Source organism: Williamsia sp. 1138, from assembly GCF_002095435.2.
Lineage (GTDB): Bacteria > Actinomycetota > Actinomycetes > Mycobacteriales > Mycobacteriaceae > Williamsia.
Map to the genome: position 1 here is coordinate 1 of NZ_MJEJ02000024.1, position 22,119 is coordinate 22,119.

Consider the following 22,119-nt stretch of genomic DNA (forward strand, 5'->3'; position numbering starts at 1 on the left):
GATGACGCGGATGCGCCCGGGTGCTGCGAAGGCGCGGGTGGAGGCGATGGATGCGTTGACGCCGTCGGTGACTCCGAGTGGTGAGGTGATCGGTCCGCGGTTCCCGGAAACAGCGCAGTTGTTGGCCGCGGGTGTGATCGACCTCGATCATGTCGGGGTGGTGATCGAGGTGATGGCGGATATCCCGCACAAGATCGATGCCGAGCAGCGCGCGAACACCGAGGTCGCGTTGGCCGATCTGTGCCGCAAGTATCCGCCGGGGCAGGTCAAGACGATCGGTGAGCGGATCGTCGACTACTTGGATCCCGACGGCAAACTCGCTGACGATGTTGATCGCGCGAAGAAGCGGGGTGTCGATCTGGGTAAGCCGGCGACGGATTTCATGGCGAAGGTGGCCGGTCATCTGGATCCGACGACGACGGCGTTGATGGAAGTGATGTTGGGGGTGTGGGCGGCGCCGGGGATGAACAATCCCGATGATGAGTTGTCCCCGTCGGGGGCTGCCGATGACCCGGCACTGGATCCTGCGGTTCTGCAGGCCGCGGCGGACAATGATCTTCGTACGCAGTCGCAGCGTAATCATGACGCTCTCAAGGCGATGCTCATGTATCTGCTCGAGTCCGGACAGCTCGGCAAGACTCATCGCGGGTTGCCGGTGCAGTTGATCATCACCATGACCAAAGACCAACTCGACGAAGCACTTCGGGAGCAAGAAGCCGCCGCCGCCGAGGACGACGTACACGAGCCCGAACCAACGCCAGAGCCCGAACCCGAGCCTGAGCCAGCGCCTGAGCCCGAACCGGAATCTGAGCCGCAGCCTGAACCTGAGTCATCGCCGGAGCGTGCGTATCCGGATCCGCGGACGCAGTGGGAGGACCCGACGTGGTTGCCCTCGTTGACCGGTGGCCCGATGCGTCCGTACGGGAGGGGTGTTGTCTATACCGCGACGGGCACTGTGTTGCCGATCAGCGATGCCATCAAGCTGCTCGCGCGAAGCGACAAGACATTGGCGGTGTTCGCCAACCACAGCAACGAAGTGCTGTACCTCGGGCGGGCGAAACGGTTGGCCAGCGAAGCGCAACGCATTGCAATGTTCGCTGCGCACCGGGGTTGCTCGTTCGGTGGGTGTACGAACCCGGCGATGTGGGCTGAAGCTCATCACACCGCGGAGTGGATGCTGGGTGGGCTCACCGACATCACGCATTTGGCTCCGGCGTGCCCGCAGCACCACAAGCTGGTGGGGCCGGGCGAGCATCAGTGGCAGACGGTCATGATCACCGAAGGCCCCGACGCCGGACGCTGCGCGTGGATACCACCGGCGTTCCTGGATCCGGACCGAAAGCCCCGGGTCAACCGGGCCCACCACCCCGACGAGGCCTTGATCGAGGCCCGCCAGGCTATGCTCGCACGCCGCAAAGCCGAACTGGAACAACGTATTCGAGAACACGGCGGGCAACCGCCCGACCCACCTGACCCGCCCGGCGAATAGGCGTCAGTTGTCGTCGTAAAGATCGTCCAGTTCGTCGATGGTCTTGCCGGACGCGTCTGTGATGATGTCGAGGATCTTGCCGTAGACGGGCCGATCTGAGCTGACTATCGAGACGTGGTCCTCGTCCTGTGCGAGAACCAGATCACCGATTCCGTTCTGGCGCTCGACCTCGTCGATGTACCGCTCCGACAGAATCGGCGGCACAAGGGTGTCTGCGGTGCCGTGGATGGCGACGACCGGCATGGTCGGGTCGATGTTCTGCACCGGGTCCACCGACGCGTACCGGCCGGGGACCTGCTCAGGTGTGCCACCGAGAGCCGTGACGATCCTGTCGTTGCCGTGGTGCGCGGCGTAGACCATGTCGAGCGGACCTGCCAGGGACACCACCCGGGTGGGGCGGAACTTCGGATCGTGCCCGATCTCACTCTTGGACAGCTTGTTCCGCGTACCGGCCCACATGGCCAACTGCGCGCCCGCACTGTGCCCGACGACGAGCTCGTCGTCCGTGGTGATCTGCGGGTACTGCTTGTCCAGCTCCACCACGTAGTCGAGAGCATTGCCGACGTCGGTGAAGGTGTTAGGCCAGCCGCCGCCGGACCCGACCCGCCGGTATTCGACGTTGTAGACGGCCATCCCGCGCTTGGCCAGGTCGATCGCGTAGGGACGCATGGTCTGTGCGTCGAGCTGCGACTTCCACGATCCGCCATGGATCAGCACGACGAGGGGGACGGTGTCGACGGCTTGCTCGCCCGCAGGCAGATACAGGTCGCCCCAGTTCTGGGTGGAATCGCTGCCCTCGGACGTGTCGTAGGCGACGCGATGAACGGTGACTTCGCCCAGAGGTTGCGCCGAGGATGACGTCGTACTGGGTGTCTCGCTGCTCGTGCAGGCACACGCCGCCGCGATCACTCCGAGGAAAGCCACGGTGGTAGACACCGCTCTCATGGTCAGCATGGTCAATAGTCGATCCTGTCCGGGGCGCGGCAATGGACGTTTCACCGGGATGACGCTACCGGCGTGCGTAGGTATCGACATACCGTTGCCCGGACATCTCGCGGATCTCCATCATGAGCTGGTCGGTGCATATGCGAATGTTGCTGCTGCGTAGATCGGATGGCGGACCGATCGTAATTCGGGCACGTCGCCACGGGCGTAGTCGCGCGCTGTGCTGCAGGGCGATGGGGATCACCGGTGCGCCGGTCGCAGCAGCAACCCTGGCGACACCGGTCCGGCCACGATGTAGGTGCCCGTCTGGCGACCGCGTGCCTTCGGGGTGGATCGCCCAGACATCGCCCGACTCCAAGATCGCCGTCGCGGCGTCCAAGGCCGCGGCCGCAGCGTCGCCACCCGCGCGATCGACGGGCACCTGACCTGCGGCTGTGAAGAACCAACGCTGCAACGCACCGCGCACGCCGGGTCGGATGAAGTAATCGTGCTTGGCCAGGAAGGTCAGGCGTCTGTCGATCACGAGGCACAACAGGAACGAGTCGATGACGGCCAGGTGATTGGCGGCGATGATGACCGGACCCGACCGAGGAACGTGATGGAGACCGGAGACGAGCGGGCGGGCGATCAGTCGCAGCACGGGCCCCACCAGCAAGTACTTGAGTATTCGGTACCACATGGTCGGCAGGTCCCTTCGTCGATGACGGCAGTAGACAATGTCTACGAATGCGATGGTAGACAATGTCTACATGACCCAAGACGGTGGAACTCGAGCGCGGCTGGTTCAGGCAGGCGTGGACCTACTCGAAGACGGGGGACTGCCGGCTGTGGGGCTCAGGGCGATCACCCGGGCCGCGGGCGTCTCTCACGGCGCACCGAGGCGGTATTTTCCTACCCATCGCGCGCTGCTGGCTGCGATCGCAGAAGCAGGCTTTGCAGATTTGCGAGCCGAACTCGAACCGGCGCTGTCTGGTTCGGGGCCGGCTGATTCCACAGGGGCGCGCGCACGACTGCTCGAGATGGCGCGCCTCTACGTGGATTTCGCGCGCCGTCGCCCGGACATGTTCGCGCTGATCTTCCGGCACGATCTGCTCGAGGGCGCAGGAGAGAACCTCCGTGAAAAGACCGTTCCGGTTGTCGACGCACTGGCACGCCTGATCGGTGGACAGGAAGAGATGCACCGCGCGCTGGGGTTCTGGACGTCTGTGCACGGCATTGCGATGCTCACCTCGACCCGGGCTCTTGAGCTGTTCGATGCCGACGTGGATGCGCTGGTCGCCGCAGAGGTCGATTCGGTGGATGCCGCAACGTGATTGACGCCCGGACGCCGCGCAAACCTACATCGGGGAGGCGATTTTCTGGCCGAGCTCGGCGAGCACGCCGACGAACTCGTCCGCGGTGAACACGAGCGTTCCCCGGAGCCACCGGTCGAGCAGTTCGGTCGTTCCGGCCACCATGAGGATGGTCGAGGCACGGTCCCGCGGGTTGTCCGGGTCGGTGCCGAGCACCTCGGTCATGAGCAGCGGTGTCAGCTCATCGACGATCAGTCGTCGGCGTGCCTCCAGGGTGATGTTCCCCGACGCCGAGGTATAGAGATAGGCCGCGCGGGGATCGGCAGTCAGGGCTTTGACCAGTGACGATGCGACGTGTTCTATCCGCTGGTCGGTGGACAGGTCGGGCGGGAGTTGCTCTACGAGTGCGGTACCCAACGGCCGGAGAACGCCGTCGATGGCCTCGACAAGAATGGCATCCCGGTCGCGAAAGCTCTCGTAGAAGTACCGCTTCGACAGGCCCGCCCTGGCGCTGATCGAGTCGACGGTGATCGCGGTGGCACCCGATTCGGCAACCAGGTCGAGACAAGACTGGAGCAACTGCTCGCGGCGCCGGTCTCGACGCGTTTGCGCGGCGACACCCCGGTAGGGACGTACGACGGCGGCCATGAGGCCATATTGGCACGTAAAGGTTCTCAGTTGCATCTCTTGGCAAGGACGCGAGCGTTCGGTTCTGGGGACATCAGACTCGGGCTCGCTTCAGCGTCAGGCGGTTGTCGGGCCGAGCGCATTAGGATCAACCGAGCGCAGTGCCGACGGAAGGACATGTGGTGGACGGACTCCAGGTGGTGGTGGCGGACGATGATCTGCTGCTGCGGGAAGGCCTGGCGAGTCTGCTGAGCCAGTCGGGGCTCGACGTGATCGGACAAGCCGGCGATGGCGATGAGCTCATCGCGCTGGTCCGCAAGGCACCTCCGCAGCTGGCCGTCATCGACATCCGGATGCCCCCGACGCACAGCGCCGAGGGTCTGGACGCGGCAAAACTGATTCGGCGGGAGTTCCCCGATGTCGCAATGCTGCTGCTGTCCGCGCACGTCGAGGTCGACCACGCGCTGGAATTGCTCGACAGCGGCAAAGGCATCGGCTACCTCCTCAAGAGTCGGGTCACCGACATCGCCGACTTCGTCGACACCCTCTCTCGAGTGGCGAACGGTGCGTCGGTCATCGACCCGGCGCTCGTCCAGGAGCTGATCGCCGCAAAAAGGCGTGACGATCCACTGGCGGTGCTGAGTGCACGCGAGCGCGATGTGTTGACGCTGATGGCCGAAGGATTGTCGAACTCCGGTATCGCCAAGCGGCTCTGGATCACCGAGGGCACGGTCGAGAAGCATGTCCGCAGCATCCTCAACAAGCTGGACCTCAGTGAGACCTCCGAAGATCATCGGCGAGTGCGCGCGGTGATCCTGTATCTCGATGCGATGAGCTGACTCAGGGAGTTCAGGCGCCGTCCCCGTTTCGGGACATGATCTGCAAAATACGATCGGCTGAGAGCTCGAACTTCGGCAGGAACCCGATCGCTGAACTCGCCTCGACCATGTCCGCGAAATCCTCTTCGTCGTGCGTCGACACCAGGACCATCGTGAGCCGGGGATCGTCCTCGTGAAGTGCTTCCACCACGTCGAAACCGCTTTCGCCGCCGAGGTCGATGTCGACCAAGATCAGATCCGGGTGCGAGGAACGTGCTGCCTGCACCGCGGTGGCAAGCGTCGACGCCGTCCCCACCACCGTCATCCCGGCAGACTCCAGCACACTGCGTGCCGCGAGGCAGAATGCGCTGCTGTCGTCCACTATCAGACAGCGATGGTCGGGGGGCTTCACTCTTTCGAGAGTGTCAGAGAACGACCGGCGGGGCATGCCCGCTAGCGGTACTTCCGCCCGCCGACCGCATACGGATTACGATCGCCATGTGCCTGATCACGACGGTGGGACCTGGCGAGATCGGCTCGTCACCAGTGTATTGCGACCCAGCACCCCGCCCGTGGCGTGGGGAATCGCGGTGGGGGCCGCACTGATCGCGGTCGAGATGCTGATCGTGTTCATGCTGGAGAAGATCGCCCCGGACAGTGCGTTCGGTGCGGTGTTCCTGTTCGGTGTGTTGGTGGTGTCGGCAGGGTGGGGCTTCGGTATCGCCATCGCAACCTCCGTCGCGAGTGCTGCCGCCTATGCGTATGTACACGTCGCAGAGAACACCCAGAGTCTGCTGCCCGCCGTCATCGTGTTCACGAGTGTGGCTCTGCTCACCAATGTGCTCGTCGGCCAATCTCGGCTGCGCGCAGCGGAATCCGATCAGCGCCGGCGGGAAGCGGACATGATGGCCGCGTTTGCGCGATCCATGTTGCGTGAGCCGATGTCCACGGAGATGTTCAGCGGCGCGAGTGCTCGCCTGACCGAGGTGCTGGATCTCCCCGCTCCCTATGCGGTCCTCGGCCCTGCGGATGCTCCGGTGACACCGGAACAGCAGCGGATCAACCTGTTCGACGACGGCGTCGCCGCAGGGTCGCTGCTGGTGCCGGCAGTGCTGTCGGCCTCGGACACGCGGCGGGTGCGGAGAATCGTGCCCGCGCTGGAAGCGCTACTCGCGGCGGCGCGAGACCGGCACGAGTTGGGGGAGCAGACCGAATCCCTGGCACGCCAGCAGGCAGCGCTGCGCCGGGTCGCGACACTGGTCGCCCAGCGGGGTGAGCCCGACGTCGTCTATCCGGTCGCAGCTGCAGAGCTCGCCGATGGCCTCGGTGTCGAACATGTGTCGCTGGTACGTTTCGACGGAGACGATTCCTGCCTCGTACTCGCTGCTTGGGACGGTGATCCCGGGGGACATCACCTCACGGTAGGTGAGCGGCTACCCCTCGGCGGATACAACGCCAGCACCCTCGTTCACGCCACGGGGGAGAGCGTTGCCGTCGACTATTCGAACGCGACGGGTCCCATCGCCGAGCGGCTACGACGACGTGGTTTCGTCTCGGGTCTCGGTGTGCCGATCAAACTCGACGACTCCATCTGGGGGGCCGTGATCGTCGGCTCCTCCGATCGCCGCCCGGCCCACGACATCGAGGCGCGGGTGCTGGACTTCGCCGATCTCGTGGCAACCGCCGTGTACAACAGTGAAACCCGAGGTCAGCTGACCCGATCTCGGGCGCGCGTGGTCGCGGCGGCCGATCAGGCGCGCCGGATGATCGAACGTGACCTGCACGACGGGGCGCAGCAACGCATCGTCTCGCTGGGTATGGAACTGCGGGCCGCCCAGATGACTGTGCCACCCGGTGAGGAGGACCTCCGCGAACGGTTGGATCGCAGCGTCGAAACGCTGTCGCAGGTGCACACCGATCTCCAGGAACTGTCGCGCGGCATCCACCCCGCGATCCTGTCCCGCGGAGGCCTCGGCCCCGCGCTGAAGACCCTGGCCCGCCGCTCGCCGGTACCGGTGTCGCTCACCATCTCGATTCCGACCCGGCTACCCGACACGGTCGAGGTCGCTGCGTACTACGTGGTCGCAGAGGCGCTGACGAACACGGCGAAATACGCCCATGCCACGGAGATCACGATCGTCGCCACATCGGACGACGGCTTCCTGGACCTGACCGTCAGTGACGACGGGAATGGCGGCGCCGACTCCGCAAGCGGGTCGGGGCTCATCGGGCTGCACGATCGAATCGACACTGTCGGTGGCACGTTGACGATCACGAGCCCGCCCGGTGTCGGGACGACCCTGGTGGTCCGCATACCCGCTGCGTCCTCGTGACGCCGGCCCGTCGTGGGTCGTATACCGGCTAGCAGGTATGTCCACCCGCCGAAAGTCCTCCCCTGGTTTGGACGCCAGCAGCGACGACTTACGCCTCCGATAGGACGAATGTTGTTCTCACAAGAGCGAGACAACAACCGCAGGAGGACACCATGCCGTACATCACCACCACCGACGGAACCGAGATCTACTACACCGAGCAGGGCACCGGACAGCCTGTGCTGCTGAGCCACGGCTGGCCGCTCTCATCCGATGCCTGGCAGATCGAGCTCAAGTTGCTCGCCGACGCCGGCTACCGGGCGATCGCCCACGACCGTCGCGGACACGGCCGGTCGTCGAAGACCTACCAGGGCAACGACATGGACACCTACGCCAAGGATCTCGCGGAGCTGGTCGAAGCACTCGATCTGAACGACCTGGTCCTCATCGGGCATTCGACCGGTGGCGGCGAAGTGGTTCGCTATGCAGCACAGTACGGAAAGGGCCGCGTCGTCAAGGTGATCACCGCCGGCGCCGTTCCTCCGATCATGGTCAAGTCCGACACCAATCCCGAGGGCACGCCCATCGAGGTGTTCGACGGTATCCGCGAGGGCGTCCTCAATGATCGCTCGCAGTTCTACAAGGACCTGTCCGAATCCTTCTTCGGCGCGAACCGTGAGGGTTCGAACGTGTCGCAGGGAGCCAAGGACGACTTCTGGCGGCAGGGCATGCTCGTCAACCTCGCAGCAGCCTACGACTGCGTGAAGGCGTTCTCCGAGACCGACTTCACCGAAGACCTGAAGGCACTCGACGTCCCGATCTTCATCGCCCAGGGTGACGACGATCAGATCGTGCCCATCGTCGCGGCCGCGAAGAAGTCCATCGAGCTCGTCAAGAACGGCCGCCTCGAGGTCTACCCGGGCGCCCCGCACGGCATCTACGGCGACTACCAGAAGGCTCTGGACACAGACATTCTCAAGTTCATCGCCGAATAAGACACCGCACTCGAATCTCAGTCCCCACCGCCCACCCGTTTTCGCACCCTCCACCCGCAGTAACTGCCGGATCGTGCGAAAACGGGTGGGCGGTCGGGCACCAAACCCCGTTCATCACCCTGCACAAGGAGCTCGCCATGACCACCACACCCACCATCGTTCTCATCCACGGCGCATTCGCGGACGGCGCCAGCTGGGCGCCGGTCACCCGACGCCTGCTCGACAAAGGCCACACCGTGCTCGTCCCGCCGGTGCCGAACCGCAGCCTGATCGGTGATTCGGCCTACATCCGCTCGTTCGTCGAGCAGATCGAGGGCCCTGTACTCCTGGCCGGACATTCTTACGGCGGAGCAGTCATCACCGTCGCCGGGGTGGCAGAGAACGTCGTCGGACTCGTCTACGTTGCCGGTTACGCGCTGGAAGAAGGCGAGAGCCTCGGCGAATTGCAGGGTCGATTCCCCGACTCCGATCTCGCAGCCAATCTGGTCTACTCGCCGTTCCCGATCGAGGGAGCAGAACCCGGCACCGACGTATCGGTGAACATCAAGACCTTCCACGAGATCTTCGCCGCCGGAATCACCCAGGAAGAGGCAGAGGTGCTCGCAGTATCTCAGCGCCCCTTGGCCGCAGCCGCTTTCGGCGAGGCTGCGCCGGTCGCCGCATGGAAGACCAAGCCCGGCTGGGGCATCGTCAGCCGCGACGACCACACCATCAACCCGGATGTAGAGCGCTTCGGATACGAGCGTGCCGGCCTGCGCAAGGTCGTCGAGATCGACGCTCCGCACCTGGCGATGATCGCCAAGCCGGCCGAGGTCGTCGCGGTGATCGAAGAAGCCCTGTCCGAAGTGACCTCGCCTCAGGAAGCCCCGTCAGCGGGCGCCCAGTCCTGAAATACTGGACCTCGACAGCGGAACGGAAGGCTCGAAGCCATGACCGGAGCACTCGCCCTGGGGCCGATCGGCAACATCTTCTACTTCGTCGACCAGTTCGATGAAGCGGTCGACTGGTACACCACCCGCCTCGGGCGCGAGCCGGTGGTGCGGGGTGGTGCCCTGGTCGCCTTCGACATCGACGGCGTCAGGCTGACCATCCACAAGTCCGACGAGTTCAACTCACCGGGGCCGACGGGCGTTTCCGCGTACTGGACGGTCTCGGACGTCGACGCGATCGTTGCCGACTGGACCGCCCATGGCGCGGTGGCCCACCGGGGACCGAAAACCGTCTTCACCGGCGAGAGACTGTGCCAGCTGCTCGATCCGTTCGGTAATCTCTTTGCGATCCGGGAAGCGCCGAGGTCTGCGGCCCTCGAGTCAGGTGCGGCGTCATGACCACCGTCGCGTCGACCGGGAATCCGGCGTGGGCGCCACTGCGAAGCCGGATCTACCGGATGCTCTTCATCGCCCAGCTGGTGTCGAACATCGGCCTGTGGATGCAAACCGTCGGCGCGCAGTGGTTCCTGGTGGAGCACCACAGCAGTGCGGTCATCATCGCGCTCGTACAGACGGCGAGTCTGCTCCCCACTCTGTTCCTGGCGCTTCCGGCGGGCGGCCTGGCCGACCTGCTCGACCGGCGCCGGCTACTCATCGCGGTGAGCGTGTACACCGCGCTCGCAGCGGGTCTGCTGACGTTCCTGGCCTGGACAGACATCTTGACCCCGGTGATGCTGCTCGCGATGACCTTTCTCCTCGGATGCGGATCGGCGTTGTCCGCACCTGCCTGGCAGGCGATCCAGCCCGAATTGGTTCCGAAAGAACAGATCCCGGCCGCATCTGCCCTGGGCAGCGTGACGGTCAACGGCGCTCGCGCCGTCGGCCCGGCGATCGGTGGCGTACTGGTGGCAGCGGCGGGACCGGCTGCGGTCTTCGCAATCAATGCACTGACGTTCCTTGCGATCATTGGCGCATTGATCTGGTGGCGGCGACCAGCAGACAACAAGGCGGTCGACCGCGAACGGTTCGGGCGGTCGATGGTCACCGGAATGCACTACATCCAGTCAGCGCCGGTCGTTCGCCGGATCATGTTGCGCTCAGCGTTGTTCGCTTTCCCGGCCTCCGCGCTGTGGGCGCTGCTACCCCTGGCGTCGTCGGAGAACCTGCACTTCGGGGCGTCGGGTTACGGCCTGGTGCTCGGGCTACTCGGGGCCGGCGCGCTCATCGGGGTCGTCGTGTACCCCCGGGTGCGTAAGAAGTTGTCGGCGAACGGTGTTCTGGTCGGATCGGCCGTCGCCTATGCGGTCGGGGTCGTGGCGGTGGCCTACCTCCCGATCTGGGCGGTGTTGCCCCTGTTACTGGTTGCCGGAGCGGCTTGGATCGGAACCCTGACCACGCTGAATGCCTCCATCCAGCTGTCGCTCGCCCCGTGGGTCCGGGCTCGGGGTATGTCGATCTACCTGCTCGTGTTCATGGGTAGTCAGGCACTGGGATCGTTCATCTGGGGTGTGGTCGCCTCACACACCGGATTTGCTGTTGCACTGCTGATCTCGGCAGTGCTCTTGGCCCTGGCTGCGGCAAGTGTCAAGGTTCTACCGCTGCGGCCCGAGACCGGGACGCTGCCGCGTGGGGTGTCGACTGCCTGGCCGACGCCGATGGTCGTCTTCGGGCCCGAACCCGACGATGGCCCCGTCATCATCTCCAACACGTACCGCGTGCGGTCCGGCGAACTCGAACAATTCGAGCAGGACATGATGGCGGTGGGTAGAGCTCGACGCCGGACCGGCGCTTATTCATGGGGCCTGTACTGCCACGGCGGCGATCCGGATGTGCGGGTCGAGCAGTTCACGGTGCCGTCGTGGGGGGAATTCGAACACCAGCATCGCGAGAGGTGGACCGACTCCGACCACGATCTCATCACGGCCGCGCTCGCTCACACGGCCACCGGCGCCACCGAGGACGAGCAACAGTTGTTCGCCCTGCGGGCAAAGGTGCGCTCATCGTCGGACTCGACGAGGTAGGTTCGGCGAGGCCCGGATCAGCCCGACTGTTGACGGCAACTGGCGCTCGTCACCCGTGTCGTCGAAGCTGGGTTCCTTACCAGTAGAGCTGCGGGGCGGATCGGTCGAACGGACAGGTTGCCGCCGCAGTTGGGGCAGCGACGATCGGGGAATCCCGAGGCGCACGCCGGACACCACGTGCACTCGAAGGTGCAGATCCAGGCTTCGTCCTCTGGCCGCAGGTCGCGGTCGCAGCATTCGCAGTTCGGTCGGATCTCGAGCATCGGATTGCCTCCTCCGGTGTCCCGCCGAGTCTAACGGGTTGTCACGGCCGGGCGGGTCATCGACGAATCAGGTTGCGAGAGTGCAGCATCCGAGGGCAGCCGACGACCTCGCGATCTGGCGATGATCGCGATGTTGGTGCCCGAGATGAGCGCGATGCCGAGCCACTCGTGAAGGCCGAGGAACTGGCCGAGCACCACCATTCCCGCGATGGCGGCCCACACCGGGTTGAAGCTGGTGAAGATCGCGAACAGCCCGGTGGGCACCCGTCGAAGCGCCAGCAGGTCGACGGCATAGGGCACCGCTGATGCGAGCACGCCGGCGCCGATCGTGAACCAGAGCGTCGACCCCGTCAGCTTTCCGGCCGAGATGGTGAGTACGAGCACAGGAAGGTAGATCAGGGTGGCACCGGTGGTGGCCAAGGCGGCCCCGTCCAGACCCGGTAACCGCGTGCCGACGACACGGTTGAGCACGATGTACGACGCCCACCCCGCCGCCGCGATGAGGCCCAGCCCGACGCCGAGGTAGTCCGTGGACGGGCTGGGCCAGACGAGGATGTAGACCCCGGCGCCCGCGATCACCACGAAGATCAGATCGGCTCGCCGCCGCGAGGCGAACGTGGCCACCAGCAGCGGGCCGAGGAACTCCAGCGACACCGCCAGGCCCAGCCCGATGCGGTCGATGGCGAGGTAGAGGGTCAGATTCATGGTCGAGACGGTGATGGCGAGCAGCAGCACCGGCCACCACTGGGGCCACCGGACTGCTCGCACGTGAGGCCGGGCGATGGCGAGCAACACTGCTGCGGCCACGACCTGCCGCACTGCGACCACGGCCGCCGGACCGACCGCCGCGAAGGCATGTGCGCCGAGACCGGCCCCGATCTGATTGCTGAGTCCACCGGTCAGCATCAGCGCGACACCGCCCGCGGTGGCACGGGTATCGGACGGCGCTACGGCGGCGGCCCCCGAGACTGCGACCGCACCTGGATCGGTGCTCATGTCGCCCAGTCTTGCCTGCGTAGACCCACAGCAAAAATGCCTGACGCGCATGCGTTATACGCTTGGCGTATGGCAACGGATCTGCATCAGCTCCGAGCTTTCGTCGCGGTGGTCGACGAAGGCACCTTCACCGACGCGGCCATCACCCTGCAGCTCTCGCAGGCCGCGGTGTCGCGTGCTGTCGCGGGGTTCGAGTCATCGATCGGCGCGCGGCTCCTCCACCGAGGTCCGCGGGAGGCGACGCTCACCACTGCGGGTTCCAGAGTGCTCGTACACGCCCGGCGGGTGCTGGACGAGGTCGCGCGACTGGAGGAGTCGTTGTCGCGGCCCGCCGGAGAGTTCCGGATCGGCTATCACTTCGCCGTGCTCGGCGCTCACACCGTTGCCGTGCAACGGGATTGGTCGGCCCGACATCCCGGCAACCCGCTGGTGTTCGTGCAGTCCACGAGCGCGAGCGCCGGTCTCCACGAGGGGCTGGTGGAAGCGGCGGTGCTGCGGCGGGTGCCTTCGGTGCGCAGGATCGCCACCGAACTGATCGGCACCGAGAATCGCTATGCCGCGATCGCTGCAACGGACCCACTGGCTCGACGCCGGCGGCTGACCCTGAGAGATCTGGAAGACAGGATCATTGCGGTGGATCCGCTCGTGGGGACCACCTCGGGCGACTTGTTCGCAGGCAGGCCGGTAGAGGTTCGGACGACCCACAACATCGACGAGTGGATGACGGCGATCGCCGCGGGTCAGGCCATCGGTATGACGCCCGAGTCCACAGTGCACCAGTACCGTAGGCCCGGCATGGTGTACCGACGCGTCGTCGATGTAGAGCCGGTGTCGGTGTGGCTTGCCTGGCAGCGCGACGCGCCGCCGGACCGCATCGACGATCTGCTGGCGATGATGCGCAAGGCCTACGCGAGTTGAACCTACTGAAGGGTCCGCTTGTGGGGCGTGATCTGGTGGGGCTCGACGTCCATGTCGCCGGCGGCAAGGCCGAACGAGATGATCTTGGTCGGATGGATCCGGATCAGCGGCCCCTGATTGCCTCGCTCTGACCCGGACTCGACCTGCTCGCCCCTGCCGCGGATCTCCAGGCAGCGCACTCGCCAGGGATCTCTGGTGGCGATGTCGTCGACGACGAAGGCAACCGTCGGATTGGTCGCCAGATTCTTGTACTTCTGGCTGGCTGCCATGTTGAAGCCACCGATGTCGATGGTGCCGAGATCAATGTTGCACGTGAAACCAACCGGACTTGCCTGCAAGGTCCCGTTCGGCTGCATGGTTGCCAATCTGCCGAGATCTTGGCTGGTCAGGTACTCGATCTCGGCGTTCGTGAAAGTCATCGTGATCCTCATGTCGTCGGTCGGCTGCTGCGCCCAGTCTGCGACTTCACGTCGGCTTGAAGTCAACACCGCGGCCGGGAGCGCACAACGGGTGCACTCCCGGCCAGGCCTGGTGTCACTTGAGCGTGAAGGTGGCGTTGGCGTTGGGGAACGCCGACTGGATGCCGGGGATCAGGACATAGTTCGTCGATCCGTCGCCGTTGATACCCGAGCCGAAGGTGCTCGCCCCGTCCATCTGCGAATCGACGACCCGGTACGTCGCGATCGGACCGGTGGCCCCGATCTGGTATTCGACGTCCGTCTCGAGGATGTTCTGATTTCCGGCAACGGCCACAACGGTTTCACTCTCGCCAGGCGCCAAGGTGTCCTTCGGGGCATTCACCCAGCCGCCCGAAGAGGACTCATTCCCGGCGAGATACTGGGTCTGGTCGGTGTTGTTCGTGATCGTCATGGCGATGGACGGCTCACCCGGGTGGGTGACGGGGACTGTGCCGGCGTTGGCCGCGCCTGCTACTCCGAAGCCGATGGCGGCCGTCGCTGCGATACCCAGGCAGCCGGCGCCGATGCGGTTCAGGGTGCGTCGTGTGGTGGTGGTCATGTCATTCTCCCTGTCTGGCTGTTCTTTTCGTGATTCTCTCCGGCTTGTTGTCGGCGATGAATCAACTATGTGCCCTCGGGAGACGACGCGGTGTCGGGCCAACGGACCGTTGAGGGGATGAAACGGTTGTCCACCGATAGGTGGACGTGGCGCCTCACTCAGGACGGGATCCAGCGTGGGTTCGGCGAGCACGCACCACGGTCAGGGCGATCACCCCGAGACCCACGAGCAGCACGAAGGCATTGGCGGACGTCAGGGCGACGGTCTCGGTGGTCGTCGCCCCGTGGGTGTGGCCGAGGTGGAACAAGAAGTGCGGCAGGGAGAAGACCGTGTAGGCGGCGGCCGCCGGGATGACGAACGCAGCGCGCGGTCTGATCAGGGCGATGAGAAGCAGCAACGCGATGCCCAGGGTGGCACCGCCGAAGTCGCGGGCGTAGTGCTCGCTGTACGGCGGCGTGAGGTCGACGGTGGGGAAGTGCTCGTAGAAGGACGCCGGGAACACCTGATTCCAGACTCCGACGACGAACTCCACCACAAAGAGGATCAGCAGGCCGAGGCGGATGAGAAGGCTCATACCGGACAGACCGGCGACGAACCTCAAACGTGACGTACTCCGACAGAACTCGAAAGTCGCCCTCGCGCGACCAGCTCCGTGATAATCACCAGCGCGCAGGAGCTCACCGCGAGGATCGAGATCAGCACGAACAGCTGCATGACAGCGGCATCCGCCGGCGATGCACCACCGAGGACCATTCCGACGAACGCGCCGGGAATCGTCACCAGTCCTACCGTGCGGGTCTGGTCGAGCGCGGGTACGAGTGCGGTGGCGGCGGCGCCCCGGCAGACCTCCATCCGCGAGTGGTAGTCAGAGATGCCCAGTGACATCGCCGCCTCGACCTCTCCGCGGCGAGCCGAGAGTTCGTCGAAGGCGCGACGTCCCGCGAGCGATGTCGTGTTCATGGCGCCGCCGATCATGATTCCCGCACTGGGGATCACGGCGAGGCCGGTGGGCGGAAGTACTCCCGACGCAACCAGAACGGTGACGACGACGACCGACGCGAGAGCCACCGGAAGGAGAAGGGTCGCGGCTTCCCCCACCGTGGGGCGCCGGTTCACCACCCGGCCGGCAGAGGTCCACGCCGCGACAACAGACATGACGGCGACGAATCCCGCGGATGCCCACAGGTGTTCGACCAGCACGCCGAGGACGAGGGCAAGCAATCCGAGTTGGACGGCCGCTCGGACGGATGCCCACGCCACGGCCCGCTCATGACCTGTTCGGCCCAGGTAGGCGATGCCGGTGGCGGCAACGGCCAGCAACGCAACAGCGATGGCCAAAGCCGGACCGATCCGGATCACCGTGTCCGACAATTGCCCTCCCGACTCTGATCTCACTGATGGTGTCAGACTGCCTCGTAGAGGGTTGACTGACCACCGAGCGTGTCTGTCTCCGTTCGTCACAGTGGATGTCAGACCGCCTTGCTACACTGCCGCCAATAGTGCTTTGCATGGCGAAAGATGTTGCAGCACAGTGAAATAGATCTTGTCGAACACTTGTGCGAACGGGAAGATCGCGGTAGATTTTAGTCATGAACTTCCGGGGGCTGTTCGAACACCTATCAACGATGGCGGCGGATCCATTGTTGGTCGCACCGCTCGACGACTTGGCTTTGTCAAAGGAGACGGTATTCGCACTGCGGGCGAAAAACGTGTCGGACCAGCTTCTGTTCCGGTTCACCGGCGACCTCGACAAGCGTGGTGTGGCAAAGACATTGGGGGTGGACGCGACCGCTGAACTACTGCAGTCCGCCGGAGTGCCACCCGCAGTCGCCGGCCGCTACGTGCGAGTGGGTCGCGCCCTGGGATCCATCCCTTCGGTCGCCACCTACGCCATCGACGGGACACTGTCCGCTGAACACACGGACGCCATCGTCAAAGGCCTGGGTCACATCGACCGGCGCGACCCCGACCTCTCAGAATCTGATCGTTCTGACTGCGTACGCGGATTGCTCACAGAAGCCTGCGTGTCGACACCGGCGGCAGTGAGCAGGCGAGCCCACGAGATGGCCCTTGCCGATGAGGTGTCGTTCGGGACCGGCGACGACGGCCGTACCCACGTCACCCTCGACCTCGACAAAACCCTCGGCGAGAAACTGGCGACCGCGTTGCGTCCCCTGGCCAAGCCGGTCCCGGAACCCGACGGGTCACCCGACCCCCGCAGTACACCGAAACCGCGGGTGACGATGACCGTCTCCGCCGAGCAGCTCCTGGCCTTCCAGATGAACGGCATCGTGGGTGCGAAAGCCCCCACCGCGGCCGCGACGTTCGAGTGGACCGGGCCGGTGTCGTTGCCCACCGCCCAAATGACGGTGTGCGATTCGGTGATCACCAAGATCCTGCTCGACAACAATGCCGTACCGCTGGATGTCGGACGCGAATTCCGTACCGTCACACCATCAATCCGCAAAGCACTCACTGTGCGAGACCGCGGATGTGCCTTCCCGGGTTGCGGCTGCCCCGCCGGTTGGACGGACGCGCATCACATCAAGTTCTGGAGTCAAGGCGGCGAGACGAGCCTGACCAACACAGTCCTGCTGTGCCGACGGCACCACAACTACATCCACCACAAAGGCTGGACAGTGTTCATCGGACACGACGGACACCCCTGGTTCGTCGCGCCTGGCAAGACCGAACCAATCCGATCCCACGCCCGGCGCACCCTGACCAACGAACCACTCGCCGCCTGACAGGCCCACAAGTTCACGAGAAACTCCAGACGACGACGCAGTCCGAAGTTACTACCGCAGCACCGGATGACACCGGTGCGGCTGGAACATTGACAACTCAATAGTGTGATCCGTCCGTCGACGGGAGACAGCAGCGGCATGACATCTGTCATGCGGTTCTCGTGACATCGGCAGTGGGTGCGACAGCGCCGGTTGCAGCAGTGTTTCTCTCATGAACACAACCGCAATCGAATTGAGCGGACTGACCAAGACGTTCGCTTCGTCCAACGGGCCCGTCAGGGCCGTCGACGGCATCGACCTGCGCATCGGTGCCGGAGAAGTCGTCGCGTTCCTCGGCCCGAACGGCGCAGGCAAGACGAGCACGATCGACATGATGCTGGGCCTGTCCACACCCGATTCAGGGACGGTCCGGGTATTCGGCGCCGACCCCGTGACAGCCGCGGGGAACGGCCGGATCGCCGCGGTGATGCAGACCGGGGGACTGTTGCCCGACTTCACCGTTGCTGAGACCGTGCGCATCGTTGCCGGCACGTTCGGAGCCGCCGCTGCTGTCGACGGGGTCGTCGAGCGAGCCCGGCTGACGGACATTGCCGACCGCAAGGTCTCCAAATGCTCCGGCGGTGAACAACAACGACTCAAGTTCGCGTTGGCGCTCCTGCCCGATCCCGACCTCATCGTGCTCGACGAACCGACAGCGGGCATGGACGTCGAGTCGCGTCGGTCGTTCTGGGCGACGATGCGCGCCGACGCACAGAGCGGCCGAACGGTGGTGTTCGCAACCCACTACCTCGAGGAGGCGGACGCTTTCGCGGATCGGATAGTCATGGTCGCGAAAGGACGGATCGTCGCGGATGGTTCGACAGCGAGCATCCGGGCGCAGGCGAGCGGCCGTACGGTCTCGGCCATTCTCGATCGCGACGATCTCGCGGCGGTCCGCGCAGCGTTTCCGGCGTTGACCGACGTCACCGAGCGCGGTGGTCGCCACCATCTGCGTACGCCCGACTCCGATGCGCTCGCCCGCCACCTGCTCACCGCAACCGGGGCTCGTGACGTCGAGATCACCTCCCACAACCTGGAAGACGCCTTCGTCGCGCTGACCAGTGATCACCCGCAGCCCGCCACACCCGAGAGGATCAGCCGATGACCACCCTGACCACCACCCCGACCGCGCGTTCGAGGACCCGTGTGCTGCGCGGCTTCTCCACCACCTATGTCCGCCTCGACCTCCGGCGGGTGATGCGGAATCGGCGCGCGATGATCTTCACCCTGGCCGTGCCCACGCTGATGTACCTGATCTTCGGGGCCACCGCCGACTACGGCAGCGACAAGATCGGCAGCGCGAACACCGCGGCCTACGTGATGATCCACATGGCGATCTACGGCGCGATCCTCGCCACCACGACCACCGCCGCGTCGGTGGCCCTCGAACAGCAGGCCGGGTGGACGAGGACACTTCGGATGACCCCGATGACACCGGCGGCCTACGTGGTCTCCAAGGTGCTCGTCGCACTCACCGTCGCCGCGCTGCCGCTGATCCTGCTGTCGGCGGTCGGTGCCGCGACGGGAGCGAGCGCGCCCGTCGGTGACTGGGTCGCCGCGGTCCTGCTCGGGTGGCTCGGTTCGGCACTGTTCGCCGCATTCGGCCTTGCGGTCGGCAGTGCCCTGAGGTCTGACGCCGCCACCCAGGTACTCGGCGGAGTCCTGACGTTGCTGGCGTTCGCGGGCAACGTGTTCGTCCCGCTCAAGGGTGCGATGCTGACGTTCTCCATGGTCACGCCGATGTTCGGGGTGAGCCAATTGGCGAATTATCCGATCACCGGTGGCGTCACCGCGTACGGCGATCACATCTCGCTGCTGGTCTGCTTCGCCAACATCGCCGTCTGGGCAGCGATATTCGGATATGCGGCAATTCACTACTACCGCAAGAGCACGGCGCGCCAGTAGGTAACTTCGACAGTGACCACACGTCGCGACCACAGACCGGAGATTTCACATGTCCCTCACTGCCCTCCTCGAAGTGAAGTTCAAGCCCGAAGCCCTCGAAGAAGCGACGGCAGTGTTCAAGCGGGCTCTGAACGAGACACGGGCGTTCGACGGATGCGAATCGGTCGAGGTCCTCGTCGACGCGTCTGATCCGACTCGCTGGGTGATCCTCGAGCGGTGGGCGTCGGTGGAGCAGGACGCGAAGTACCGCGAGTTCCGGGCGGGTGAAGGTGCGATCACCGAACTGGGGCCGCTGCTCGCCGGCGCACCCAGCCTCACCTCGTACCACACGGACGACAGCATCTGAGCTCTGAAAGTCTGAGCCTGGACAACCAAAACAGAAACATGTTCTAGTCCTTGCATGTTGCATTTCGCGCAAGAGGATGTCGACGACGCCGAACTCGAACGGCTTCGTGGCCTGTACGGCTCGTTCACCGACGCCGTCCGGGATCTGGTGGACGCGACCATCCGCACGGAGGTCGACGAGGACACGCTCCGCGCCGTGCAAGGCGAGATCGAGGCCGCCACCGCCCGACTGAGGACGAAGCAGCTCGACGGGCCGTACGGGGTGCGGGTGACCCCGACGGGCAAGAGCATGGCGTGGGGCAATGCGGCGGTAGGGCTACGCAACGCCGCGGCCCCGCCGATGGTGATCAATCACGACGGGAAGGGCAGCTCGTGGGCAGAAGTCGACCTGGGTGCCGCCTACGAGGGCCCTCCCGGACTGGTTCATGGAGGGGTGGCTGCGCTGCTCCTCGACCACATCCTCGGAGAGACGGGCAGCTTCGGACGCCGGACCAATCTCACCGGGACGATCGAGATCAAGTTCCTGCGCGCCACCCCGCTCGGACCACTGCGGGTCGAGGCGCGGATCGACCGCGACGAGCAGTACAAGACATTCGTGGTCGGGAGCATCTCTGATGCCGAAGGAGTCACCGTGGAGGCTCGCGGGGTCTTCATCGTCCCGAAGTGGGCCCGCGGCAAAGGGAACCTCTGGGGCTCGGAGCAGTAATCGGCTCGACCCGTGGCGGGACGTGCGGTGGGGCTTTGCTGCAGTCTGGCTGCTGTTCCTGATCTATCCGGTTGCGTCGGTCGTGTCCTCGGACACCCTCAGCACCGCCGAGCGCATCTTTACGTTGACCGTGCTCGGATGTTTTGCGCTCGTCTATGTCCTCGCCTGCGTCTATGTCCTGTTTCGGCGTGGACTCCCCGAAACCGTTCGCACCCGGAACTCGATCGCCGTCTTCCTGCTGCTGATCGCTCTCGCCGGGGCCGCGATGGTGACGCTCGGCGAGAACATCTTCGCCCTCGCGCCGTACTTGATGGCGGTCTCGGCCTTCGCGTTCCCTCTGCCGATCGCGGTCGCAACCTGCGTGGTCCTTCTCGGGGCCGCGATACTCACGCCGGAGATCGTCGATGGCTGGTCCCTCGACACGAGCATCGTGGTGATGCTCCTGGTGGTGGGCCCGACGCTGCTCGCCGTCCGCGTCCTGCGCGCCCGCGAGGAGTTGCGGGAGCAATCGGCCGCCGCGTCGCGGAGACTGGACGAACAACTGGCCGTGGTCGCGGAGCGAGAACGAGTTGCGCGTGACGTCCACGACATCCTCGGCCACTCCCTCACGGTGATGACGGTGAAATCGGAGCTCGCCGGAAGGCTCGTCGATGTCGACCCCACTGCGGCGAAGGCCGAATTGGCTGATCTGCACCGGATCTCACGCGAGGCGCTGGCCGAGATCCGGGCGACGGTGGGAGGGTTGCGTTCCCCGGATCTGGCCACCGAACTGCTCTCGGCCCGCACCGCGCTCGTCGCGGCTCGGATCGAGCCATCACTGCCCTCAGACGTCGAGGTGGTGGATCCGGCCCACCGGATCTTGTTCGCCTGGACCCTGCGCGAGGCCGTCACCAACGTCGTCCGCCATTCGGGCGCGACGCAGGCGCGCGTCACGCTGGGGGAGAATCGGATCGAGGTCGCCGACAACGGCGTCGGTCTGCAGGGGCCGGCCGACGGGAACGGCCTGCGAGGGTTGCGCGAACGCGTTGAGGGTTCCGGTGGCACCCTGCGTATCGCCGGTGACGACGGAACCGGCACGACGATCGAGGTCGAGGTGTCATGAGCGAGATACGGCTACTGCTGGCCGACGATCAGGCGCTCGTTCGCGGAGCGCTGGCGGCGCTGCTGAATCTGGAGCCCGACCTGGCCGTGGTTGCCCAGGTCGGACGAGGCGACGACGTGCTCGAGGCGGCCCGAGCGGCCGCGGTCGACGTCTGCCTGCTCGACATCGAGATGCCCGGTGCCGACGGCATCGAGGTGGCGGCACTCGTGCACGCCGAACTCCCGGAGGTCAGGACCCTGATCGTCACCACGTTCGGCAGGCCTGGATATCTGCGCCGAGCCGTGGAGGCAGGCGCATCGGGCTTCGTCGTCAAGGACACCCCCGCCGCAGAACTCGCCGACGCAGTGCGCCGTGTCCACGCCGGTCTGCGGGTGATCGATCCCACGCTGGCGACCGAAAGTCTCACTGCCGGAAGCAATCCGCTTACCCAACGCGAACGCGACGTGCTCACCATCGCGCTGGCCGGAGCGCCGGTGAGCGAGATCGCGGGGCAGGTCCACCTCTCGGCGGGAACCGTACGCAACTACTTGTCCAGCGCCATCGGCAAGACCGGCGCGGAGACCCGGGCCCAAGCCGCCCGCATCGCCCAGCAGCGGGGCTGGCTCTGACGGCCGGGTCTCACGGGACCCGATCGGCACCCGTAAGTCGAGTTC

At 65.4% G+C, this 22,119-nt stretch carries 26 protein-coding genes; 16 read left to right on the top strand and 10 right to left on the bottom strand.

Translation table 11 applies throughout. From position 1 onward, the window contains the following. A partial coding sequence (locus tag BH683_RS02900) for an HNH endonuclease signature motif containing protein (protein WP_084834774.1) occupies positions 1–1,489 on the top strand: 1,489 nt, incomplete at its 5' end. Positions 1,490–1,492: 3 nt separating this feature from the next. Here the strand turns inward: BH683_RS02900 and BH683_RS02905 are convergent. Together BH683_RS02905 and BH683_RS02910 are read right to left on the bottom strand one after the other, a co-directional pair. Further along, positions 1,493–2,434, bottom strand: coding sequence for an alpha/beta fold hydrolase (locus BH683_RS02905; protein WP_246833160.1), 942 nt, complete (start codon positions 2,432–2,434; stop codon positions 1,493–1,495). Between the two features lie 64 nt (positions 2,435–2,498). Continuing rightward, on the bottom strand, positions 2,499–3,113 hold the full coding sequence (locus BH683_RS02910; RefSeq protein WP_084834776.1) for a lysophospholipid acyltransferase family protein: 615 nt from the start codon (positions 3,111–3,113) through the stop codon (positions 2,499–2,501). Between the two features lie 70 nt (positions 3,114–3,183). On the opposite strand from BH683_RS02910, the gene BH683_RS02915 reads away from it, so the two are divergent. Further along, a complete protein-coding gene (locus BH683_RS02915) occupies positions 3,184–3,747 on the top strand; it encodes a TetR/AcrR family transcriptional regulator (protein WP_246833161.1) in 564 nt (187 codons plus the stop codon). A gap of 24 nt (positions 3,748–3,771) precedes the next feature. Here BH683_RS02915 and BH683_RS02920 read toward each other — a convergent pair whose 3' ends face one another. After that, on the bottom strand, positions 3,772–4,374 hold the full coding sequence (locus tag BH683_RS02920; RefSeq protein WP_168186950.1) for a TetR/AcrR family transcriptional regulator: 603 nt from the start codon (positions 4,372–4,374) through the stop codon (positions 3,772–3,774). A gap of 161 nt (positions 4,375–4,535) precedes the next feature. On the opposite strand from BH683_RS02920, the gene BH683_RS02925 reads away from it, so the two are divergent. Then, on the top strand, positions 4,536–5,192 hold the full coding sequence (locus BH683_RS02925) for a response regulator transcription factor (protein WP_084834779.1): 657 nt from the start codon (positions 4,536–4,538) through the stop codon (positions 5,190–5,192). A gap of 10 nt (positions 5,193–5,202) precedes the next feature. Here BH683_RS02925 and BH683_RS02930 read toward each other — a convergent pair whose 3' ends face one another. Continuing rightward, positions 5,203–5,583, bottom strand: a complete 381-nt coding sequence (locus BH683_RS02930) for a response regulator transcription factor (RefSeq protein WP_348639207.1) — start codon at positions 5,581–5,583, stop codon at positions 5,203–5,205. Positions 5,584–5,671: 88 nt separating this feature from the next. On the opposite strand from BH683_RS02930, the gene BH683_RS02935 reads away from it, so the two are divergent. From BH683_RS02935 to BH683_RS02955, 5 genes are all read left to right on the top strand, one after another. Then, the gene (locus BH683_RS02935) at positions 5,672–7,504 is read left to right on the top strand and encodes an ATP-binding protein (protein ID WP_348639208.1); all 1,833 of its coding nucleotides are present in this window, start codon (positions 5,672–5,674) and stop codon (positions 7,502–7,504) included. 152 nt (positions 7,505–7,656) lie between these two features. Further along, entirely contained in the window at positions 7,657–8,478 is an 822-nt protein-coding gene (locus BH683_RS02940) for an alpha/beta hydrolase (protein WP_084834781.1), read from the top strand. A 137-nt stretch (positions 8,479–8,615) separates the two neighbouring features. Next, positions 8,616–9,368 (top strand): alpha/beta hydrolase, encoded by a 753-nt coding sequence (locus BH683_RS02945; protein WP_084834782.1) that lies wholly within the window; start codon positions 8,616–8,618, stop codon positions 9,366–9,368. A 39-nt stretch (positions 9,369–9,407) separates the two neighbouring features. Beyond that, positions 9,408–9,806, top strand: a complete 399-nt coding sequence (locus BH683_RS02950; RefSeq protein ID WP_084834783.1) for a VOC family protein — start codon at positions 9,408–9,410, stop codon at positions 9,804–9,806. After that, complete coding sequence (locus tag BH683_RS02955) at positions 9,803–11,428, top strand: MFS transporter (protein ID WP_084834784.1); 1,626 nt, start codon at positions 9,803–9,805, stop codon at positions 11,426–11,428. Before BH683_RS02950 ends, BH683_RS02955 begins: the two co-directional genes overlap by 4 nt. A 17-nt stretch (positions 11,429–11,445) precedes the next feature. On the opposite strand, the gene BH683_RS02960 is transcribed toward BH683_RS02955, so the two are convergent. Next, on the bottom strand, positions 11,446–11,691 hold the full coding sequence (locus BH683_RS02960) for a DUF1272 domain-containing protein (protein WP_084834785.1): 246 nt from the start codon (positions 11,689–11,691) through the stop codon (positions 11,446–11,448). Positions 11,692–11,721: 30 nt separating this feature from the next. Then, complete coding sequence (locus BH683_RS02965; RefSeq protein ID WP_084834786.1) at positions 11,722–12,687, bottom strand: EamA family transporter; 966 nt, start codon at positions 12,685–12,687, stop codon at positions 11,722–11,724. A 69-nt stretch (positions 12,688–12,756) separates the two neighbouring features. On the opposite strand from BH683_RS02965, the gene BH683_RS02970 reads away from it, so the two are divergent. Continuing rightward, positions 12,757–13,605, top strand: coding sequence for a LysR family transcriptional regulator (locus tag BH683_RS02970; RefSeq protein ID WP_084834787.1), 849 nt, complete (start codon positions 12,757–12,759; stop codon positions 13,603–13,605). Positions 13,606–13,607: 2 nt separating this feature from the next. On the opposite strand, the gene BH683_RS02975 is transcribed toward BH683_RS02970, so the two are convergent. From BH683_RS02975 to BH683_RS02990, 4 genes are all read right to left on the bottom strand, one after another. Further along, complete coding sequence (locus BH683_RS02975) at positions 13,608–14,024, bottom strand: PPOX class F420-dependent oxidoreductase (protein ID WP_084834831.1); 417 nt, start codon at positions 14,022–14,024, stop codon at positions 13,608–13,610. 115 nt (positions 14,025–14,139) lie between these two features. Next, the gene (locus BH683_RS02980; RefSeq protein WP_084834788.1) at positions 14,140–14,622 is read right to left on the bottom strand and encodes a hypothetical protein; all 483 of its coding nucleotides are present in this window, start codon (positions 14,620–14,622) and stop codon (positions 14,140–14,142) included. Positions 14,623–14,776: 154 nt separating this feature from the next. Next, positions 14,777–15,196, bottom strand: a complete 420-nt coding sequence (locus BH683_RS02985; protein ID WP_143695960.1) for a hypothetical protein — start codon at positions 15,194–15,196, stop codon at positions 14,777–14,779. Positions 15,197–15,219: 23 nt separating this feature from the next. Then, entirely contained in the window at positions 15,220–15,993 is a 774-nt protein-coding gene (locus BH683_RS02990) for an ABC transporter permease (protein ID WP_084834790.1), read from the bottom strand. A 218-nt stretch (positions 15,994–16,211) separates the two neighbouring features. Between BH683_RS02990 and BH683_RS02995 the strand changes: the two genes are divergently transcribed. From BH683_RS02995 to BH683_RS03025, 7 genes are all read left to right on the top strand, one after another. Continuing rightward, positions 16,212–17,369, top strand: coding sequence for an HNH endonuclease signature motif containing protein (locus tag BH683_RS02995; protein ID WP_084834791.1), 1,158 nt, complete (start codon positions 16,212–16,214; stop codon positions 17,367–17,369). 211 nt (positions 17,370–17,580) lie between these two features. Beyond that, positions 17,581–18,513, top strand: coding sequence for an ABC transporter ATP-binding protein (locus tag BH683_RS03000; RefSeq protein ID WP_084834792.1), 933 nt, complete (start codon positions 17,581–17,583; stop codon positions 18,511–18,513). Next, the gene (locus tag BH683_RS03005) at positions 18,510–19,313 is read left to right on the top strand and encodes an ABC transporter permease (protein ID WP_084834793.1); all 804 of its coding nucleotides are present in this window, start codon (positions 18,510–18,512) and stop codon (positions 19,311–19,313) included. The genes BH683_RS03000 and BH683_RS03005 overlap by 4 nt, the downstream gene beginning before the upstream one ends. A gap of 49 nt (positions 19,314–19,362) precedes the next feature. Continuing rightward, positions 19,363–19,659 carry an antibiotic biosynthesis monooxygenase gene (locus BH683_RS03010; protein WP_084834794.1) on the top strand — a complete coding sequence of 99 codons (297 nt, stop codon included), beginning with the start codon at positions 19,363–19,365 and terminating at the stop codon, positions 19,657–19,659. A gap of 54 nt (positions 19,660–19,713) precedes the next feature. Beyond that, positions 19,714–20,364, top strand: coding sequence for a PaaI family thioesterase (locus tag BH683_RS03015; protein WP_084834795.1), 651 nt, complete (start codon positions 19,714–19,716; stop codon positions 20,362–20,364). A gap of 22 nt (positions 20,365–20,386) precedes the next feature. Then, positions 20,387–21,466 (top strand): sensor histidine kinase, encoded by a 1,080-nt coding sequence (locus tag BH683_RS03020; protein ID WP_246833162.1) that lies wholly within the window; start codon positions 20,387–20,389, stop codon positions 21,464–21,466. Continuing rightward, positions 21,463–22,074 (top strand): response regulator transcription factor, encoded by a 612-nt coding sequence (locus BH683_RS03025; protein WP_084834797.1) that lies wholly within the window; start codon positions 21,463–21,465, stop codon positions 22,072–22,074. The genes BH683_RS03020 and BH683_RS03025 overlap by 4 nt, the downstream gene beginning before the upstream one ends. Positions 22,075–22,119 lie beyond the last annotated feature (45 nt).

Coding starts and splice junctions, on each gene's coding strand:
- BH683_RS03025 (WP_084834797.1), top strand. CDS start 21,463: ATGAGCGAGATACGGCTACTGCTGGCCGACGATCAGGCGCTCGTTCGC.
- BH683_RS02955 (WP_084834784.1), top strand. CDS start 9,803: ATGACCACCGTCGCGTCGACCGGGAATCCGGCGTGGGCGCCACTGCGA.
- BH683_RS02965 (WP_084834786.1), bottom strand. CDS start 12,687: ATGAGCACCGATCCAGGTGCGGTCGCAGTCTCGGGGGCCGCCGCCGTA.
- BH683_RS02960 (WP_084834785.1), bottom strand. CDS start 11,691: ATGCTCGAGATCCGACCGAACTGCGAATGCTGCGACCGCGACCTGCGG.
- BH683_RS03010 (WP_084834794.1), top strand. CDS start 19,363: ATGTCCCTCACTGCCCTCCTCGAAGTGAAGTTCAAGCCCGAAGCCCTC.
- BH683_RS02905 (WP_246833160.1), bottom strand. CDS start 2,434: ATGAGAGCGGTGTCTACCACCGTGGCTTTCCTCGGAGTGATCGCGGCG.
- BH683_RS03000 (WP_084834792.1), top strand. CDS start 17,581: ATGAACACAACCGCAATCGAATTGAGCGGACTGACCAAGACGTTCGCT.
- BH683_RS02970 (WP_084834787.1), top strand. CDS start 12,757: ATGGCAACGGATCTGCATCAGCTCCGAGCTTTCGTCGCGGTGGTCGAC.
- BH683_RS02980 (WP_084834788.1), bottom strand. CDS start 14,622: ATGACCACCACCACACGACGCACCCTGAACCGCATCGGCGCCGGCTGC.
- BH683_RS02940 (WP_084834781.1), top strand. CDS start 7,657: ATGCCGTACATCACCACCACCGACGGAACCGAGATCTACTACACCGAG.
- BH683_RS03015 (WP_084834795.1), top strand. CDS start 19,714: ATGTTGCATTTCGCGCAAGAGGATGTCGACGACGCCGAACTCGAACGG.
- BH683_RS03005 (WP_084834793.1), top strand. CDS start 18,510: ATGACCACCCTGACCACCACCCCGACCGCGCGTTCGAGGACCCGTGTG.
- BH683_RS02985 (WP_143695960.1), bottom strand. CDS start 15,196: ATGAGCCTTCTCATCCGCCTCGGCCTGCTGATCCTCTTTGTGGTGGAG.
- BH683_RS02950 (WP_084834783.1), top strand. CDS start 9,408: ATGACCGGAGCACTCGCCCTGGGGCCGATCGGCAACATCTTCTACTTC.
- BH683_RS02945 (WP_084834782.1), top strand. CDS start 8,616: ATGACCACCACACCCACCATCGTTCTCATCCACGGCGCATTCGCGGAC.
- BH683_RS02995 (WP_084834791.1), top strand. CDS start 16,212: ATGAACTTCCGGGGGCTGTTCGAACACCTATCAACGATGGCGGCGGAT.
- BH683_RS02920 (WP_168186950.1), bottom strand. CDS start 4,374: ATGGCCGCCGTCGTACGTCCCTACCGGGGTGTCGCCGCGCAAACGCGT.
- BH683_RS02915 (WP_246833161.1), top strand. CDS start 3,184: ATGACCCAAGACGGTGGAACTCGAGCGCGGCTGGTTCAGGCAGGCGTG.
- BH683_RS02975 (WP_084834831.1), bottom strand. CDS start 14,024: ATGACTTTCACGAACGCCGAGATCGAGTACCTGACCAGCCAAGATCTC.
- BH683_RS02910 (WP_084834776.1), bottom strand. CDS start 3,113: ATGTGGTACCGAATACTCAAGTACTTGCTGGTGGGGCCCGTGCTGCGA.